Origin of the sequence: Paenibacillus solani, assembly GCF_050475945.1 — a bacterium.
GTDB classification, from domain to species: Bacteria; Bacillota; Bacilli; order Paenibacillales; family Paenibacillaceae; genus Paenibacillus_AQ; species Paenibacillus_AQ solani_A.
In genome coordinates, this window is record NZ_JBCMXJ010000020.1 from 42855 (window position 1) to 58990 (window position 16136).

The 16136-nt window shown below is 48.5% G+C and carries 14 protein-coding genes and 1 riboswitch; of the genes, 4 read left to right on the plus strand and 10 right to left on the minus strand.

The window, feature by feature from the left end; genetic code table 11:
* Positions 1 to 2: 2 nt before the first annotated feature.
* On the minus strand, positions 3 to 581 hold the full coding sequence (locus tag ABEQ74_RS25245; protein ID WP_430124984.1) for a hypothetical protein: 579 nt from the start codon (positions 579 to 581) through the stop codon (positions 3 to 5).
* A 186-nt stretch (positions 582 to 767) separates the two neighbouring features.
* Between ABEQ74_RS25245 and ABEQ74_RS25250 the strand changes: the two genes are divergently transcribed.
* Positions 768 to 1157 carry a hypothetical protein gene (locus tag ABEQ74_RS25250; protein WP_430124985.1) on the plus strand — a complete coding sequence of 130 codons (390 nt, stop codon included), beginning with the start codon at positions 768 to 770 and terminating at the stop codon, positions 1155 to 1157.
* A gap of 123 nt (positions 1158 to 1280) precedes the next feature.
* Here ABEQ74_RS25250 and ABEQ74_RS25255 read toward each other — a convergent pair whose 3' ends face one another.
* Positions 1281 to 2150: a cation diffusion facilitator family transporter gene (locus ABEQ74_RS25255; RefSeq protein ID WP_430125133.1), complete on the minus strand. Its 870-nt coding sequence runs from the start codon at positions 2148 to 2150 to the stop codon at positions 1281 to 1283.
* A 227-nt stretch (positions 2151 to 2377) separates the two neighbouring features.
* Between ABEQ74_RS25255 and ABEQ74_RS25260 the strand changes: the two genes are divergently transcribed.
* A complete protein-coding gene (locus ABEQ74_RS25260; protein WP_430124986.1) occupies positions 2378 to 2566 on the plus strand; it encodes a hypothetical protein in 189 nt (62 codons plus the stop codon).
* Between the two features lie 88 nt (positions 2567 to 2654).
* Here the strand turns inward: ABEQ74_RS25260 and ABEQ74_RS25265 are convergent, their stop codons facing one another.
* The 5 genes from ABEQ74_RS25265 to ABEQ74_RS25285 all read right to left on the minus strand — a co-directional run bounded on the left by ABEQ74_RS25265 (position 2655) and on the right by ABEQ74_RS25285 (position 8101).
* On the minus strand, positions 2655 to 4280 hold the full coding sequence (locus ABEQ74_RS25265; protein ID WP_430124987.1) for an ABC-F family ATP-binding cassette domain-containing protein: 1626 nt from the start codon (positions 4278 to 4280) through the stop codon (positions 2655 to 2657).
* A 172-nt stretch (positions 4281 to 4452) separates the two neighbouring features.
* Positions 4453 to 5484 carry an MBL fold metallo-hydrolase gene (locus ABEQ74_RS25270; protein ID WP_430124988.1) on the minus strand — a complete coding sequence of 344 codons (1032 nt, stop codon included), beginning with the start codon at positions 5482 to 5484 and terminating at the stop codon, positions 4453 to 4455.
* Between the two features lie 129 nt (positions 5485 to 5613).
* On the minus strand, positions 5614 to 5715 hold the full coding sequence (gene cydS / locus ABEQ74_RS25275) for a cytochrome bd oxidase small subunit CydS (protein WP_423212936.1): 102 nt from the start codon (positions 5713 to 5715) through the stop codon (positions 5614 to 5616).
* A gap of 5 nt (positions 5716 to 5720) precedes the next feature.
* The gene (locus tag ABEQ74_RS25280) at positions 5721 to 6752 is read right to left on the minus strand and encodes a cytochrome d ubiquinol oxidase subunit II (RefSeq protein WP_430124989.1); all 1032 of its coding nucleotides are present in this window, start codon (positions 6750 to 6752) and stop codon (positions 5721 to 5723) included.
* Complete coding sequence (locus tag ABEQ74_RS25285) at positions 6749 to 8101, minus strand: cytochrome ubiquinol oxidase subunit I (RefSeq protein ID WP_430124990.1); 1353 nt, start codon at positions 8099 to 8101, stop codon at positions 6749 to 6751. The genes ABEQ74_RS25280 and ABEQ74_RS25285 overlap by 4 nt, the downstream gene beginning before the upstream one ends.
* Positions 8102 to 8458: 357 nt before the next feature.
* On the opposite strand from ABEQ74_RS25285, the gene ABEQ74_RS25290 reads away from it, so the two are divergent.
* Both ABEQ74_RS25290 and ABEQ74_RS25295 read left to right on the plus strand, forming a co-directional pair.
* Positions 8459 to 9589, plus strand: coding sequence for a virulence factor (locus tag ABEQ74_RS25290; protein ID WP_430124991.1), 1131 nt, complete (start codon positions 8459 to 8461; stop codon positions 9587 to 9589).
* Positions 9590 to 9702: 113 nt separating this feature from the next.
* A riboswitch (Lysine riboswitch) is annotated at positions 9703 to 9881 on the plus strand.
* Between the two features lie 173 nt (positions 9882 to 10054).
* Positions 10055 to 11446 carry an amino acid permease gene (locus ABEQ74_RS25295; RefSeq protein ID WP_430125134.1) on the plus strand — a complete coding sequence of 464 codons (1392 nt, stop codon included), beginning with the start codon at positions 10055 to 10057 and terminating at the stop codon, positions 11444 to 11446.
* 80 nt (positions 11447 to 11526) lie between these two features.
* Here ABEQ74_RS25295 and ABEQ74_RS25300 read toward each other — a convergent pair whose 3' ends face one another.
* The 3 genes from ABEQ74_RS25300 to ABEQ74_RS25310 form a co-directional block, all read right to left on the minus strand.
* Positions 11527 to 12669, minus strand: a complete 1143-nt coding sequence (locus ABEQ74_RS25300) for a transglutaminase domain-containing protein (protein WP_430124993.1) — start codon at positions 12667 to 12669, stop codon at positions 11527 to 11529.
* Positions 12670 to 12774: 105 nt separating this feature from the next.
* Positions 12775 to 15150 (minus strand): YcdB/YcdC domain-containing protein, encoded by a 2376-nt coding sequence (locus ABEQ74_RS25305; RefSeq protein ID WP_430124994.1) that lies wholly within the window; start codon positions 15148 to 15150, stop codon positions 12775 to 12777.
* 243 nt (positions 15151 to 15393) lie between these two features.
* A complete protein-coding gene (locus ABEQ74_RS25310; RefSeq protein WP_430124995.1) occupies positions 15394 to 16023 on the minus strand; it encodes a bifunctional 4-hydroxy-2-oxoglutarate aldolase/2-dehydro-3-deoxy-phosphogluconate aldolase in 630 nt (209 codons plus the stop codon).
* Positions 16024 to 16136 lie beyond the last annotated feature (113 nt).

The window sequence follows — 16136 nt, forward strand, 5'->3', positions numbered from 1 at the left end:
GCTTATTTGAAAAGGGACGGAATGGACATCCAATCCATCGTAAAGTTCAATTCTAGGCCATCGGATAGAAACTTAACCTTCTTCACGGTTACCAGGTCCGGCAAATAATCCTTAAGCGATATTTTGATAGGATCTAGCCGGAACAATTTAAGAGGTATATCCACACCACGGATCGTCGTGGATTCATGAGTTAAGTGAAGATAGCTTCCCTCCGCTGACATTTGAAAGCGTAATACAGCACCAAAGGGCACGATCCCCCATTTTCCGTTCATATTAGCCGTCATCATGGTCCCATTCATCACGAAGTCAGCTCCCGTAATGTCAACGCCTAAGTCGTGGGTGTTCATATATTTGACCATGTTCTTCTTGCTGAGTTCTCCGACTTCCTCCGTGCTTAGCAGCATGCGGGTATCCCGGTTTGTCACCATCGTCATTAACTTGTCCTTGAAGTCAACGGAACGGTAACGCATGTCCAGCGATTGCGTAGGATAAACAAACCAGAGCGCCGCACCGATCACCACAAGCAGAAGGACAATGATCCCTAACAGGATACGTCCGGTTCTTTTTTTTCGGCGTACCATCTACAGCTCCTCCTCCCAAGGATAACCTTGCAACCACAAGGGTTTATCCATCTCCAAAGTATATAGGAATCCGGGAAACTTGTCACGATATGAGAAATCTATCCAGCTTTCTTGGTTCATAACATCCAAATCGTGGTTATTACGATAATGTCGAATCATACTACAGTCCCAAGGAGGAAATTATCTATGAAAAAAACATTTAGCATTACTGCAGCCCTAGCACTCGCACTATCCCTGACCGCCGTAGCCAGCGCAGATCCGGTTGAAGGAACTGTAGCGGAGCCCGTTAACGGAGCCGTAACTGATACTTCCGGTGTCGTAACCGATACTTCCGGAGCGTTGCCTATCGTGACGGATGAGCCTGTTATCAAACCTCATGATGTGGTATTGGTACCTACACCGATGATTGAGCTGACCAAAGTAACTTATTTCTATAACGCTCCAAACGGCGAAAAGCTGGGTGCTTTGGCTCCACAAAAAATCGACACGACCGATGTTCGTTATGATGTCGTTCTTGGCGGAGAATGGGTTGAAGTTTATACATGGCTCGGTAAAGCTTGGATTTATGTAGAGTAATCTTAAATGGCTTCCGGATTCTATGATCCAATACGTAGCCTTGCATATTAAATGGCAGGTCAAGAGAATCTTGGCCTGCCATTGTTATACGTAACCGTATTGGGTTCTGCGATCTGATCATATTCACTCCTTAGGCTCCACATGGATGTGTACACTCAATATATTGTGAAGCTTCTCCATCTGTTCTTCGATACGGTCGCTAATTCGATGCCCCTCCAGAACACTGATCTTTGGATCCACCTCGATGACGACATCCACCAACACATGATTGCCATGGATTCTGGCCTTCAGATCCTTGATTCCTTCAACACCGGGAGTCCGGGCGATCGTACCGCGCAAGTCTGATAAACGATCTTCATCAAATCCATCGGTTAGACTATAGGTGCAATCTCTGAATATCTCCCAGGCCGTTCTACAAATGATAACTCCTACCGCTACCGCTGCAGCTGTATCCAGCCATGGCAGGCCAAATTGGGCGCCGATAATACCAACAGCTGCTCCTACACTGACCAGAGCATCCGATAAGTTATCCTTGGCTGCTGCCATCAATGCCTGATTATCTATTCTCCGTGCAAGGTTCCGATTGTAACGATATACACCCAGCATAGCAACCGCACAGACCGCGGCTACGCCTGCAGACCATAAATTTGGCACTTCTTTAGCACCTTCAAAAAACGAACGAATGGCCTCGACCAGTACCTGGATACCTACAACCGCCATAATAAACGATGCGACCAGAGCCGCAATGGTTTCTGCTCTTAAATGTCCATAAGCATGATCGGAATCCGGCGGTTTCTGAGAAATCCGCAAGCCGATTAATACGGCTAGCGAGGCTACGATATCCGTCAGGTTGTTAAACCCATCGGCGAGCAGCGCACTGGACGCGAATAAATATCCGCTACCTATTTTAAACGATGACAACACGAGATATGCTGCAATGCTGATCCATGCCCCGCGTTCCCCTTGCTTGATGTTATCATAGGCATTCACTATACAAGTCTCTCCTTTGTTTACTCCCCGGCAGCTTTTAAATAATACCAACATTATCCATATTTTATATCCTAGCAAAGGCTGATCGTGTGGGTCCAGAGAAACATAATTGGCTTTGCGTCAAAGAACCCTAACTCGGAGAAAATGGTATTAACCATTGTTACCCTTGCCGGGCGATTTAAAAACGAATAAAATGAGGACAAGATGATCGCGAGGAGGAGGGTGAGGCTATGCCCGAGAATAATGAAACGCGAAAAGTAAATTTAGCTGATGCCATCCGGCAAAAATTGGAGCAAAAGAAGCAGCAAAATGCAGGCGGAAATAAGCCGGGGCAATTCCAAGGCACTTCAACGCAAAGAATGAAGAGTCAAAATAACAAAAAACCAAACAATCAGCGTCGTCGTACCGGCGGTTCGTAGAGTCCTTACGTAGAACGCAAAACGCAAAAAATGCTGCACCTTTCCATTTATGAAGAAGGTGCAGCATTTTTTTATTGTTATGGTGAACTTAAACTTGCACAGCGTACATGCTCTCGCGAAGTCCCTTGATCTCTTCATTCTCAAGATACTCATCATAACTCATGCTGCGGTCGATGATACCGTTAGGCGTTATCTCGATAATCCGATTAGCAATCGTTTGAATGAATTGATGGTCATGGGAGGTAAACAGAATCGTTCCATCAAAATCGATGAGTCCGTTGTTGAGTGCCGTAATGGATTCCAGATCCAAGTGGTTCGTCGGCTCATCGAAAATCAATACGTTCGCGCCATTGAGCATCATTTTTGCCAGCATGCAGCGAACCTTCTCGCCACCGGACAATACGCTAGCTTTCTTGAGCGCTTCTTCGCCCGAGAACAGCATGCGGCCAAGGAATCCGCGCAGGAAAGTTTCATCCTGATCCTTGGAATATTGACGCAGCCACTCCACAAGGTTCAGATCGACTCCGTCAAAATAAGCCGAATTGTCTTTCGGGAAGTACGCTTGAGTCGTGGTTACGCCCCAGCTGTATTCACCGGCTTCCGCTTCGGTTTCCCCGGTAATAACCTGGAACAGGGTTGTTTTTGGCAAACCGTTCGGCCCGACAAATGCAATCTTGTCACCTTTATTAACCACAAAATTCACGTTATCCAGCACTTTCTCGCCTTCTACGCTCTTCGTGATGCCATCAACTGTCAGCAGCTGCTTGCCAGCTTCACGTTCAGGCTTGAAGTTGAGAAACGGATATTTCCGGTTAGAAGGACGAATATCGTCCAGCGTAATTTTATCGAGCTGCTTCTTCCGGGAAGTCGCCTGCTTGGATTTCGAGGCATTCGCGGAGAAACGATGAATGAAGGCTTGAAGCTCCTTGATCTTCTCTTCCTTCTTCTTGTTCGACTCGCGCTGGAGAGCAAGAGCCAGTTGACTGGATTCATACCAGAAATCGTAGTTGCCGACATACAACTGGATTTTACCAAAGTCGATGTCCGCAATATGGGTACATACCTTGTTCAAGAAGTGACGGTCATGAGATACCACGATAACGGTGCCTTCATAATCCATCAGGAAGTTCTCGAGCCATTGAATCGATTCGAGGTCCAAGTGGTTGGTAGGCTCATCAAGCAGCAGGTTATGCGGCCGGCCAAACAAAGCTTGCGCCAAGAGTACGCGTACCTTCTCGTTACCGCTCAGCTCTGCCATTTTCTTGTCGTGCAGCTCACGTGGAATACCCAGGCCAATCAGGAGCGCAGCCGCATCCGGCTCTGCATCCCATCCGTTCAGCTCGGCGAATTCGCCTTCTAGTTCGCCCGCACGCATGCCGTCTTCTTCAGAGAAATCGGATTTAGCATAAAGCGCATCCTTCTCCTTCATAATGTTATACAGACGACCATGACCCATAATAACGGTCTCAAGGACCGGATATTGGTCGTATTCATAGTGGTTCTGCTTCAGAACCGCCATCCGTTCGTTCGGTGTCATATGAACCTCACCTTGGTTAGGCTCTATTTCACCGGAGAGGATCTTCAGGAATGTAGACTTGCCCGCCCCGTTTGCGCCGATGAGTCCATAGCAATTGCCGGGGTTGAATTTTATATTGACATCTTCAAATAGTGCTCGTTTGCCATAGCGGAGCGTTACGCCGCTTGTACTGATCATTAAGCATTACCATCCTTTATCACTTTTGGTGTTTCAGCACATTATAGCATAAGTACGACCGTTATCGAAGCTTCCGCCACATATAAAACGGTTTTAAACAAATATAACCTCCTGCGCGTGCCATTTATGAAATGGCGATAGTACAGGAGGCTCATGTCATTCATCGTATAATCTAAGATTCAGCACTGCGGCACTCCGGCTGAACTTTGAAAGTTTCTCCATATTTTAATACGCGAATTCGTTCCTTGGCGATACCCAGCCGCTGTCGTTCCGCTTCCATCCGGTCCAAAGCTTCCCTGGCTGTGTCATCAGCCAATTTGAACGTGCCGTAGTGCATCGGAATCATCGTCTCGGCTTTCACGTCCAGGAACGCCTGCAGCGCCTCTTCCGGATTGACATGCTGTGAGGTCATGAACCATTCCGGTTCGTATGCCCCAATCGGCATCAAGGCAAGGTGAATGTTAAAGCGTTCACCTATCAGCTTGAAGCCTTCGAAATACCCGCTGTCTCCGGCAAAATACAAATTCGGTGGCAGCAGCCGGGGGCCCTCCTCTGCGGAAGCATCGATTGAGCATTTCGCATCGTCCGAAGGATCCGATTCCGTAGCCGCTTCCTGCAGCAAAGGCTCCATCACAAACCCTCCCCAATGCGAGGTGTTCGTATCAAACGGCGTACGCCGTGTCCAATGCTGTGTCGGCACAAAGGAGAATTTCACATCCTTGATCGTTGCCGATTCCCACCATTGCAGCTCAATCACACGGCGAAAGCCTTTACTGATCATTTTGCGCCGCAAACCAACCGGTACAATGATAGTCGTCCCCTCACGATACAGTTTACGAATCGAGGAAACATGCATATGGTCATAGTGAGAATGCGAAATCAAGATCACATCAATCGGGGGAATCTCATGAATAGGAAGCCCTGGTTCTCCAAGACGCTTATTGAAAGCCATTCTCTTCGCCCATACGGGATCGGTTACAATATTCATGCCTTCATATTGGATGAAGAACGTTGCGTGCCCGATCCAGGTAACAGAGGTTTCGTGCCGGTTGCTATGCAAATACTGAAGATCCGGCGTCAGGTTCGGAATGCAGTAAGAATAATCCTTCTTCTTCTGACGACGTTCGTCGCGCCACTGCTTGAACTGTTTAAGCGTTTTGTCTGTGCTGACGTTATCGATATTGTTATAGCGAATTTTTGGCATGCAGCATCCTCCTTCCGTTACCTGTATTTTACCCTTTATATACCTATCCGCTCAACTTTGCTGCTTTGTTGTTCTTTTTACACCGTTTGATTCCTGACGAAACAATGAATTTCCTTCTAAGCAGCTGAATCAATCTGAAGGATCTTTATACTTGACGACGTAGATCGCCATAAACACGACAGCTGCCAATACGGTTAGCAGTGGCGCTATATAAATGTCGAAGTCCTCCACTTGCCTCACCCCTTCTTGGCGGATTTGCCGCGAATGTAGTTGGCATCGAACAGAAACAGACGCATCAGTAGAATCAGAGATGGAACCAATACGCATAACCCCAGAATAAAGGCAGTGATCAAGGCAATCGCCATCGTATCATTGGTAATACTCTCCTGAATATGAATGTAATCATAGAGGATATACGGCAGATGTGAGCGCCCATATCCATACCAGGCAAAGGCAAATTGGAGCATAACCATGATGAATGCTATGCCGAGCCGGATGCGTTTCCATAGTAGATACACCGCCACCACAAAGCAGAGAAACGACGCGATGAACATCCAGGCAATATCCAGCATCTGCCCAAAATGCACAGGATTCTGCTGGTTGATCTGAAAAAAAGCGAACAGTGAAGCAAGAATTGTTGGTAAGCTCCATCCAAGCGCATAGCCGCGAACCACGCCGAAGGCGACCTCATCCCCAGCACGCTGCGCGTAATAGGATAAGAACATGGCCGAGATGTACAAGACGCTGACTAGAGCCAGAAGTATGACCGACCACGTGTAGGGATTTGTAAAGAAGGTATTCCAGTGCAGCATGACTCTTCCGTTGTCCATATAGATAATGCCGCCTTCCGAGATCGCCAATATGGTCGATAAAGCAGCGGGAATCAGCAGCCCCGTTGCTCCATACAGCCCCATATAAATCTTGTTGTTCCCGGTCTGACTGCCATACGTGTGATAAGCGTAGTAAGCACCCCGAATGGCCAGCAGGACAAGAGCTAAGCTGCCGGGTACAAGAAGCGCAGTGCCATAATAAAATGCCGCATCGGGAAAAAAACCGACCAATCCAACCACAAAAAAAATCAGAAATACGTTAGTCACTTCCCATACTGGAGATAAATATCGCTGGATAATATTATGGATTTTATTCTCATGTCCTGTAAGCACGCTGTAAAAACTGAAAAATCCGGCACCGAAGTCGATCGAGGCCACCAGCAAATATCCAAACAGAAACGTCCACAGGACGGTGATCGCCACCATGGCATAACTCATTTGCGGTCTCCTCCTTCGATGTCGAGTCCCAGCGTCCGAATTTCCTCTTCAGCGCTCTTATTCCGGAACAGTTGGCTAAGCACACGGATTGCAGATACGGAGAGCACCAGATACAAGATGATAAACAGCACCAGCATCCAGCCGACGCTTGTTGAAGTGGTTGCCGCATCCGATACCTTCATATATCCCCGCACAATCCACGGCTGCCTCCCAATCTCGGCAAGGAACCAGCCCAGCCATATGGCTGACATCGATAGAGGCCCCAAAGCCAATATACTGATCAGCAGCCATTTCGGGTAGGGCTTTTTGCCAGGAAGTTTCTTGCGAAACATATAGAGCAGCGGAATCAGCACGATCACGGCACCGCTGGTTACCTTCAAATCAAAAAAATAATGCACCGACATAGGCGGCCTTTCATCCTCCGGAAATTCATTCAGCCCAATGACCTCTTTATGGGGATTATTCCCCGCCAATATACTGAGCGCATAAGGGATTTTCAGCGCATATTTAATATTATTAGTCTCATCGAGAAAACCTCCGTAGATGAGCGGAGCTTCAGTCATCGTCTCAAAATGCCACTCCGCGGCCGCCAGTTTCTCGGGCTGATACCTGGCCAAAAACTTGCCTGAGAAATCTCCGATCATTACCGTGGCTACAGCAAAGACAAAGGTAGAGACGACAGTGATCTTCAGGGCTTTTCTAAAATAGATATGGTTTCTTCCCCGAAGCAGGTTAAACGCTGCAATGCTGGCCAAGGACGCGGCGCTTGTCGTATAAGCAGATGCCAGCACATGACTCACCTTGGTCGGCGTTGCCGGATTGAACATGGCAACAAACGGATTCACATTCGTAAACACCCCATCCACCAGCTCAAAGCCCTGGGGCTGGTTCATAAAGGCATTCATGCTCGTTATAAAGAACGCGGATGCGGAGGAGCCGATAGCAACGGGAATAAGCAGCAGCAAATGGGTCCATTTATTCCTGAAACGATCCCATGTATAAAGATAAATGCCAAGAAAGATCGCCTCCACAAAAAAAGCAAAGGTCTCCATAAACAGCGGCAGCGCAATGGCTTTACCAGCTACCCGCATAAAAGTGGGCCATAGCAGGCTGAGCTGCAAGCCGATAGCCGTACCTGTCACAACACCGACGGCTACCGTAATCACGTACCCTCGAGCCCAGCGTCTGGCTAGCAATGTATAATGGTTATCTCCCGTCCGGATTCCTCTCCACTCTGCCAAAGCCAGCATAATCGGAATCCCAACGCCGATCGTTGCAAGAACAATATGTACGAACAGGGTCAGGCCGGTTAACATCCGGCTCATAAGGACCGGGTCCAGTGAAGACATGACGTTCACTCCTTGGTGTTTTATCCGAAATATTCAACATAGCGCAGATAACCTTTTACGGCGCCGTACAGCATAATGAGCGCAGCAATAAAGCATAGGATTGCAAGCCTTGTCTCCTGCTTCCTGTACATCTGATAGCGAAGCCTCCCTATGTCTATCAATTCTTGTGGTGAGAGCCGTTTTTGGTGCGAATCCGGTGCTTTTACATCATAGAATCCACCCAACCACTATCAGTTTTTACAATATGATCCCCTTTTTATCCAACATCCGATTATTTTAAAGAGAATCCTTATACAGCATGTTTGTTCCTTCCGGGAAAAGAGGTACAATAAGAGGATAAGGAGGCGAGACAATATCATGAAAATTACATTCATTGAACCCACCCCGAGCCCGAACTCCATGATGCTTCACCTTGATGAGACCCTGGAGTCCGGGATACGCAGAACATATACGTTAGAAAATGAACGATCGGCTCCTCCCTGGATCAAGCAGTTGCTCCATATTCCAGGCGTGAAGAGCGTCTTTCATACCCTTGATTTTATCGCGCTTGACCGTAAAGGGAATGCGGACTGGCCCTCCATTCTGGGTGCAGTACAGGAAATATTCGGTCAGGAAGGACTTGCTACGGGTCTAAAAGAAAATGAGGGTGATCTTCCGTTTGGCGAGGCTCAAGTATTCGTACAATACTTCCGTAATATTCCGATGCAAATTCGTGTTAAAAGTGGAAACCAGGAGGAGCGCATCGCCCTGTCCGAGCGCTTCACGAAAGCTATATCGGCCGTGGGTACCTCGTCGCTTATCAAAGAACGCAAGCTCAAGGAGTACGGCGTACGTTATGGCCAGCTGGCCGACATTGCTAGGGATGTAGAGCAAGAGCTGGAAGCGGCATTCCCACAGGAGCGACTCGATAAGGTTGTCGCCCAGGCGATAGCGCACGGTGCCAGCGATGAGGATTTCGTGGAGCAGCGCCGCAAGCTGACCGACGAGGAAACCGAAGCTGCGATGCAGGATGAGGATTGGCGTGTACGCTATGCCGCATTGGATGCTTTGGAGCCTACCGAGCGGCATATCCCGCTTCTGCGCCAAGCGCTTCATGATCCCAAGATGCAGATCCGCCGGCTCGTCGTCGTATACCTGGGCGATCTTCACACCCCGGAAGCGATGGAGCTCTTATATGAAGCGATGCGTGACGAAACACCTGCTGTACGCCGAACGGCGGGCGATACGCTGTCCGATATCGGCGATGCCGCCGCTACCCCGGTGATGATGGAGTCTTTGAAGGACAGCAGCAAGATTGTACGCTGGCGTGCCGCCCGCTTCCTGTACGAAGTCGGTACCGAAGAAGCACGGCCTGCTCTTGAAGAAGCGGCCAATGATCCGGAATTTGAGGTTAGCCTGCAAGCTCGAATGGCGCTCGAACGTATCGAATCCGGCGAAGAGGCTGCTGGAACCGTATGGCAGCAGATGGCCAAACGAAATCACTCTTAATCCGATTTCAACGGGGCAACCGTAAAAATTATCCATTGCTTCTGGCCTATCATGTGTTCTATACTGGGAAAATCTCTTATTAAATTGAATATACAGATAGCCTCATCATTCCAAGATGAGGTAGAGGTTGCAAACAGGATCAGTAATTGTGCCAAGGCGAAGAGAAGCCGATGAAGCGCAATGAAAGGCTTGAATGCCGAAGTGCAGGGTATACTCTTGTATCCTGTGCTGGGGCCGTTGTCGAAAGAGACGGAACTGTCACGGGAGCTTCCCGTGTTGAGCTATCTTCATGGAGGGTAATGATGCGGTTAACAGATAAAGACCGCAGGTACAAAACCTGCGGTCTTTTTTTCTGCAGGATATATATTACAAATTTCATTTCTTAATCAACAGAAGGAGTGTTCGATCTTGAATCGCAAAAAAGCACCAGCCGCTTCTCTGAAACAGAGCTTCAAAGCCCGTCATATGACGATGATCGCCCTTGGCGGGTCGATTGGCACAGGTCTGTTTCTGGCAAGCGGAACCGCCATCGCCTCTGCGGGTGCGGGCGGAGCCTTAATTGCCTATGCCGCCGTAGGCCTTATGGTTTACTTCCTAATGACCAGCTTGGGCGAGCTTGCCACATATCTGCCGGATTCCGGTTCATTTAGTACCTATGCATCACGGTTTATCAGTCCGGCCTTCGGTTTTGCTGTCGGCTGGAACTTCTGGTATAACTGGGCTGTTACCATCGCTGCTGAGCTTGCGGCTGCAACAGTTATTATTAAGTTCTGGTTTCCAGACAGCCCGTCTTTCTTATGGAGCTTGCTGTTTCTGGGGATCATGTTCGGTTTAAACTTTCTATCAGCCAAAGGATACGGCGAATCGGAATATTGGTTTGCCATCATTAAAGTAGCAACGGTCATCATCTTCCTTATCATCGGCATCATGATGATATTCGGCATCCTGGGCGGCGAAGCCGTCGGCTTCAGCAACTTTAACCTTGGCGATGGGCCCGTGCATGGCGGATTCTTCGCACTCGTTGGCGTGTTTATGGCCGCGGGCTTCTCTTTCCAGGGAACCGAGCTGATCGGGGTTGCCGCAGGCGAAAGCGAGAATCCGAAAGAGCATGTACCCAAAGCCATTCGCCAGGTCTTCTGGCGCATCTTGATCTTCTATATTTTTGCTATTTTTGTCATCGGTATGCTGATCCCATACACCCACCCAAGCTTGCTTCAATCCGGGGTCGATAACATCGGAGTCAGTCCCTTCACACTTGTCTTTGAGAAGGCCGGGCTAGCGTTTGCCGCTTCCGTCATGAATGCGGTCATTCTTAGCTCCGTGCTATCGGCGGGCAACTCGGGAATGTATGCCTCAACTCGTGTGCTCTATGCCATGGCAAAGCAGGGAATGGCCCCGAAATGGCTGAGTGGCCTGAATAGCCGCGGGGTTCCCGTTGCGGCCTTGATCGTCACCTCTGCCGTAGGTATGCTGGCATTCCTGGCCTCCTTCTTCGGAGATGGCGTGGTTTATGTCTGGCTCCTGAATGCCTCCGGGATGTGTGGGTTTATTAATTGGCTGGCGATTGCTGTAAGTCACTACCGCTTCCGTAAAGCCTATGTTGCCCAGGGCAAAGACTTGAAGGATCTACCGTTTCGTGCGCGCTGGTTCCCCTTCGGTCCCCTCTTTGCGTTCCTACTCTGTCTTGTGGCCATTATCGGTCAAGGCAATTTCAGCGGGGAGATCGATTGGTTAACAATCATTGCCACTTATATTAGCATTCCGCTGTTCCTCTCCATCTGGTTTGGCTACCGGTTGGTAAAGAAAAGCCGTGTTGTGCCTTTGAACGAATGCGATTTGAGTACAAATTCCAAATAAAACTCGCGGTCAAACATAAAACAGCTTCCCTTGGATGCCCAGGCATCAGGGGAAGCTGTTTTTGATATGCGTTTAAGAGTTTACCATATGATCTGCACTCTCAGATCGCCCGTATTCTCAAATACCTGGTGATAGTATTGAATGGCACCCAGATTGCTCTTCAGCTGCAATTGCTGCAGCACATTCACGAGCTCTTTTTCACTGCCGTCAAATCTGAACACCAGCTTCTTATCGCCTGCTGTCTTTGCTGCTTTGACCAGCGGCTGGAGCTGTCCATAAGAGCTGACAATGGACCGGCTGTCATACAGTTGATACTCCAGATCTCGCTTAATCTCTTCATAAATTCCAGCTCTGGCACGGTCTTTCACAGCCAGATTAGCCAGCGTGTTTCGATAGAGGGTATCTGCTTTCGGATACGACTTTATCCAGGTATGATCGCGCCCCATCTGCTCATCCGTTCGTAGATAATACGTATAGGATACCTCGTTATCACGATCCGGTACAGGATCATCCCATGTGGTGTCCAAATGATACCATTTGCCGTCCAGGAGAACCAGATTCCAAGCATGCTGCTGGCCCTTTGGATTGTCAGAGGCATACGCCGTGCCCTCTACAATCTTGTTCTGGATTCCTGCTTCCTTGAGCAGCTTATACGTTAAAAGGGAATATCCCTGGCATACCGTGCTGCCGGTGTAAAGCCCGTCGTAGGCTGTATATTTCGTTAGTGTTGTATCATACTTCAGATTGAGGACAACCCAATCATGGATGGCTTTTACCTTCTCATGATCGTTCATGGATGGCTTGATGATTCGCTTTAGAATGCTCTCGGTATGATGATTCACATAATCGGTCTGTTCTGCAGTTTCGCGGTAACTAAGCCGAACGGTGACATTGGCAGAACTGGAAGTTCCACGGTAGTCGTAGCTATAACTTGCGATCGTATAGTGAATATAAGGATCGCTGGCCATCGCCTGATCAAGCGCATCCTTCAGTTGGGATTTCAGCGACTTGGTCTCGCCCTGATAAACAAAACGGACCGTCGATTGTCTGTCGCTCATCGCTGTCAGCAGTTTCTGCTGTATCGCACTCACTGACTTCACAACCGCTTTGTTGGAAGTGGCATAGACATCACTGAGATTAGCCGGTTCAGGTACTGCTGCAACGGTTACCGCCAAGGTCCCTATGAACAGTAATTTAATGATCTTTCCTCGGCTTCGTTTCATCGGTACACCCGCCCTTCATCTTCCTCATCCGTATGCACCACCATTGTAACATATAACCTTAGGGCTTTAGCATTCTAGTTTTGTCGACCGGGCACGAATAACCGACTAGTAAAAATAAGAGGACAGGAAGGAATCGCTTCTTCCCGCCAGCTTCGACATCCGGACCAGAACCTCTGCGGCTTCAGCACGTGTTACTTCGCGCTCCGGCAAGAACTTGCCATCCACTGCCGGGATAAGCCCCAGCTTGAGGGCAATCAATGCTGCACCTTTGTTCGTAATAGTCTCCGCATCGGATACTCCCTGAACATCCGTCGGAAGAATAAAGGCTTTGGAGAGCTTCTCATAATTCAGAATACGCGTCAGCGAGCTTGCCAGCTCATCCCTTGTCAGCTTACGGTCCAACTGCAGTGGGCTTTCCGGATCATATGGAATCCAGTTCTGCGCAATCAGCGTCTGAACGGCTTGATAATAAGGATGGTCCGGCTGCAGTCCTGCATAGGGATCCATGGTCGATCTCCCGTATATTTGCTCATAGGATGGGTTTACCGAAGCAGCCACAAACTGATACCATTCGCCAAGGGTTATCTGACGATCCGGATATACCTTTCCATCCTTATCCGGAACCAGTACCTGGTATTTCACCAGATCATTGAGAGCCGCCTCGGCCGGGTGGCCTGCTGTATCGATCACTGCCGGTATATCTTTATTTCTCATTTCCGGTAAGATGTCGCGCCATACTCCGCTCTTGGCATCAAGTGGTACCGAAATGCCGCCGAACGCCCCTTTTTTATGTGTCGGATAATAAATTAATTTAATCTCAGGCTTCATATCTCCGCTAGCGCTCGATACGTAACCCCCGTAATAAGAACCATAATAAGTGCCGTAGTATCCGTATTTCAGCTTCAAGTCAATCTCTTGCAAATATTTACTTCTCGCCTGCTCTGCGCTGAACGCCGGTTTCACATCAGATGGCAGCTTGGACGGGACAGCATCTGAGTTCACACTAAAGCTCAGGATTTGGCCATTCCCTTCAATCATAAGGCTCAATGTATCACCCATAACGAGGATATCGCCGATATACCGCTGGAACGTGAATTGATACTGAAGAGGTTGATCGTTCTTGCCGAGCTTATCAACCGACGTCAGTTTCCATTCTTCCGCTGCATTTGGCACCAGTTTTGACACCGTTTCAAAGGCCAGTGTTTGCGCATCCTGCTGCGAGATGGAATTCTTCACCTCGGCTGCTACGCTGCGATCAAAGCGATATCGGTTGAAGGAATATATCTGTCCAGTCTTGGCATCTACCTCAGCAGATACCATCTCTCCTCCGCCCATGACTGAAGGGTTGGGTTCGCCCCATCTTATATTCCACGTCTTAATCGCGCTGTTATTCCATCTTGTACCCAGCATCTTAGACTCTATCTTCAGGCCGGCGGGAAGTTTGATCTGCGATTCCACCAATTTGGCGGCCCCTTCACCGGACGCAGCTGAGCTGGCATTAGGCTTAAAACCTTCCAAGGATGGTGGAATCGCGCCATTCTCAACCGAGACAATTTCACTATCCTCGCCTGAGAAGCTCAAAAATTTGCCTGTATTGGCATCCAGAGAAAGACCCGATTGCTCATTAGGTATGTATCCCAGGAAATAATTTCCCTTTGCGTTGTTATATAAACTGTCAGGTACATATGCCAGAGTTACTTTAAACTGCTCTTCAAACACTTTACGAATGGCGGCCTCATCCCATTTTGGGGTAGAAGAAGGGAATTCCTCGCTGATCTGATTACGGGAATAGCTTACGATGTTGCCGTATCCATCAACCGTCATCGAAATGCTGTTCGCATCCGACTCGATTCCATTCACTGCAGTCTGAAAATAAAAATCATACCGGGGCGGACTGAACAAAGCGGTCTGCATCCCCAAATATGCCTCGTTCTCCTTTAATTCATTAGCCTTTATATCCGTAACATGACTGCTAATCCATTGAATCGCCTTCGCCTTGGCTGCTTCCCGCGTCAATACAGCCTTGTCGCTATCGAGGTTCTGCATACGGTTCGGGAGATATACATTAACCAGTTCACCCGTCACTGCATTGACCTGAGCATTAAAACCGGAAGTTGTGTTTCCTCTGGTCATCGACATCTGCAGATCCCACGAGAGCACTGCAGATCTTAAACCGTCATTCTCCAAAAACTGGACGTTCGATATTTTTACGTTCTTAAGTTCTGGAAAAGCTTTCTTCACAATCTCCTCCGCCTGCTTGGACGATATTTTTGCGCCCTTCGGTATTTCATTATCCGTTACACTCACTTCGCCCGAATTCTCACCGCTATTGACGGTAGCTACCTGCTCGAATACAGTGACTCCGCTGCCTGGGACGGAAGCTTCCCCCCAAACCGGTTGCGCCAAACATAGCATGGCAGTAGCTGTAACCGCACACACGGTCCTTTTTACCCGTACCTTCTTCTTCTCCGTTGAATTCACTTCAGTCGCTCCCTTCATCACTTGAACCTAATCACATCTGATCTTCTATGGAGGATATTCTTAACCGATGTCTGGACCCGGAAGCAATGACACCAACCAACTACCTAAATAATACCATAACTTGTCTATATATTCCTTATGTTACTAACCTGCTAAACATAACCTGTATGATAAATAATGAAAATAATGTAATCATTCCGTTCTCTTCTTTCGCATAGGAAAAAGTCTATTCCGAACACAAGGTTAACTGCGCTTCGCCGCTTCCACAAAAGCCGCCGTACGGCGCTTGATCTCATCCGTGTTGCCTGTTAAGAGTGCATCCTTTGGAAGCAGTGCGTTGCCTAAACCAACCGCTGCCGCGCCAGCCCTAAAATAATCCGGAAGATTGTCCAGCGTAACCCCGCCCGTTGCAAGGAGTGGAATATGATTCAGCGGCCCCTGAAGCTCTCTGATATATGACAAGCCCAGACTGGCAGTAGGAAACAGTTTCACGATCTCTGCTCCCGCTGCGTAGGCTGCCACAATCTCGGTCGGGGTCATCGCCCCCGGCCACACATCAATTCCCTGCTCCAAAGCATATTCGATCACAGACAGATCCGTATTCGGCGAGATCAGAAACTGAGCACCGGCAGCAATCGCTTCCTTCGCCATATCCACATCAAGCACGGTTCCAGCACCTACATATACCGCCTCATCATAGCGGGTACGCCAAGCCTGGATCATATGTAAAGCATCATCCGTATTCATGGTTACTTCCATAAAGCGGACTCCGCCCTGAGCCAATCCTTCTCCTACGAAATCTGCCTGCTCTCTCGTAATGCCCCGCACAATGGCAACGATTTTCTCATGTTTCAGTTCAGTTGTCAGTTTCAATGTTTAAATCCTCCATTCCTTTTTTACACTGGCGATACGTTCCCCAATCGGAAATGACCGCAAAGTTCACATCATGGCCACAGGTCATCCAATCCCTGGAAACAACTCTGTCT

Excerpts from the sequence above, each read along its gene's own strand:
- ABEQ74_RS25245 (WP_430124984.1), bottom strand. The coding sequence starts at position 581 with ATGGTACGCCGAAAAAAAAGAACCGGACGTATCCTGTTAGGGATCATT.
- ABEQ74_RS25250 (WP_430124985.1), top strand. The coding sequence starts at position 768 with ATGAAAAAAACATTTAGCATTACTGCAGCCCTAGCACTCGCACTATCC.
- ABEQ74_RS25260 (WP_430124986.1), top strand. The coding sequence starts at position 2,378 with ATGCCCGAGAATAATGAAACGCGAAAAGTAAATTTAGCTGATGCCATC.
- ABEQ74_RS25265 (WP_430124987.1), bottom strand. The coding sequence starts at position 4,280 with ATGATCAGTACAAGCGGCGTAACGCTCCGCTATGGCAAACGAGCACTA.
- ABEQ74_RS25270 (WP_430124988.1), bottom strand. The coding sequence starts at position 5,484 with ATGCCAAAAATTCGCTATAACAATATCGATAACGTCAGCACAGACAAA.
- ABEQ74_RS25280 (WP_430124989.1), bottom strand. The coding sequence starts at position 6,752 with ATGAGTTATGCCATGGTGGCGATCACCGTCCTGTGGACGTTTCTGTTT.
- ABEQ74_RS25285 (WP_430124990.1), bottom strand. The coding sequence starts at position 8,101 with ATGTCTTCACTGGACCCGGTCCTTATGAGCCGGATGTTAACCGGCCTG.
- ABEQ74_RS25290 (WP_430124991.1), top strand. The coding sequence starts at position 8,459 with ATGAAAATTACATTCATTGAACCCACCCCGAGCCCGAACTCCATGATG.
- ABEQ74_RS25295 (WP_430125134.1), top strand. The coding sequence starts at position 10,055 with ATGACGATGATCGCCCTTGGCGGGTCGATTGGCACAGGTCTGTTTCTG.
- ABEQ74_RS25300 (WP_430124993.1), bottom strand. The coding sequence starts at position 12,669 with ATGAAACGAAGCCGAGGAAAGATCATTAAATTACTGTTCATAGGGACC.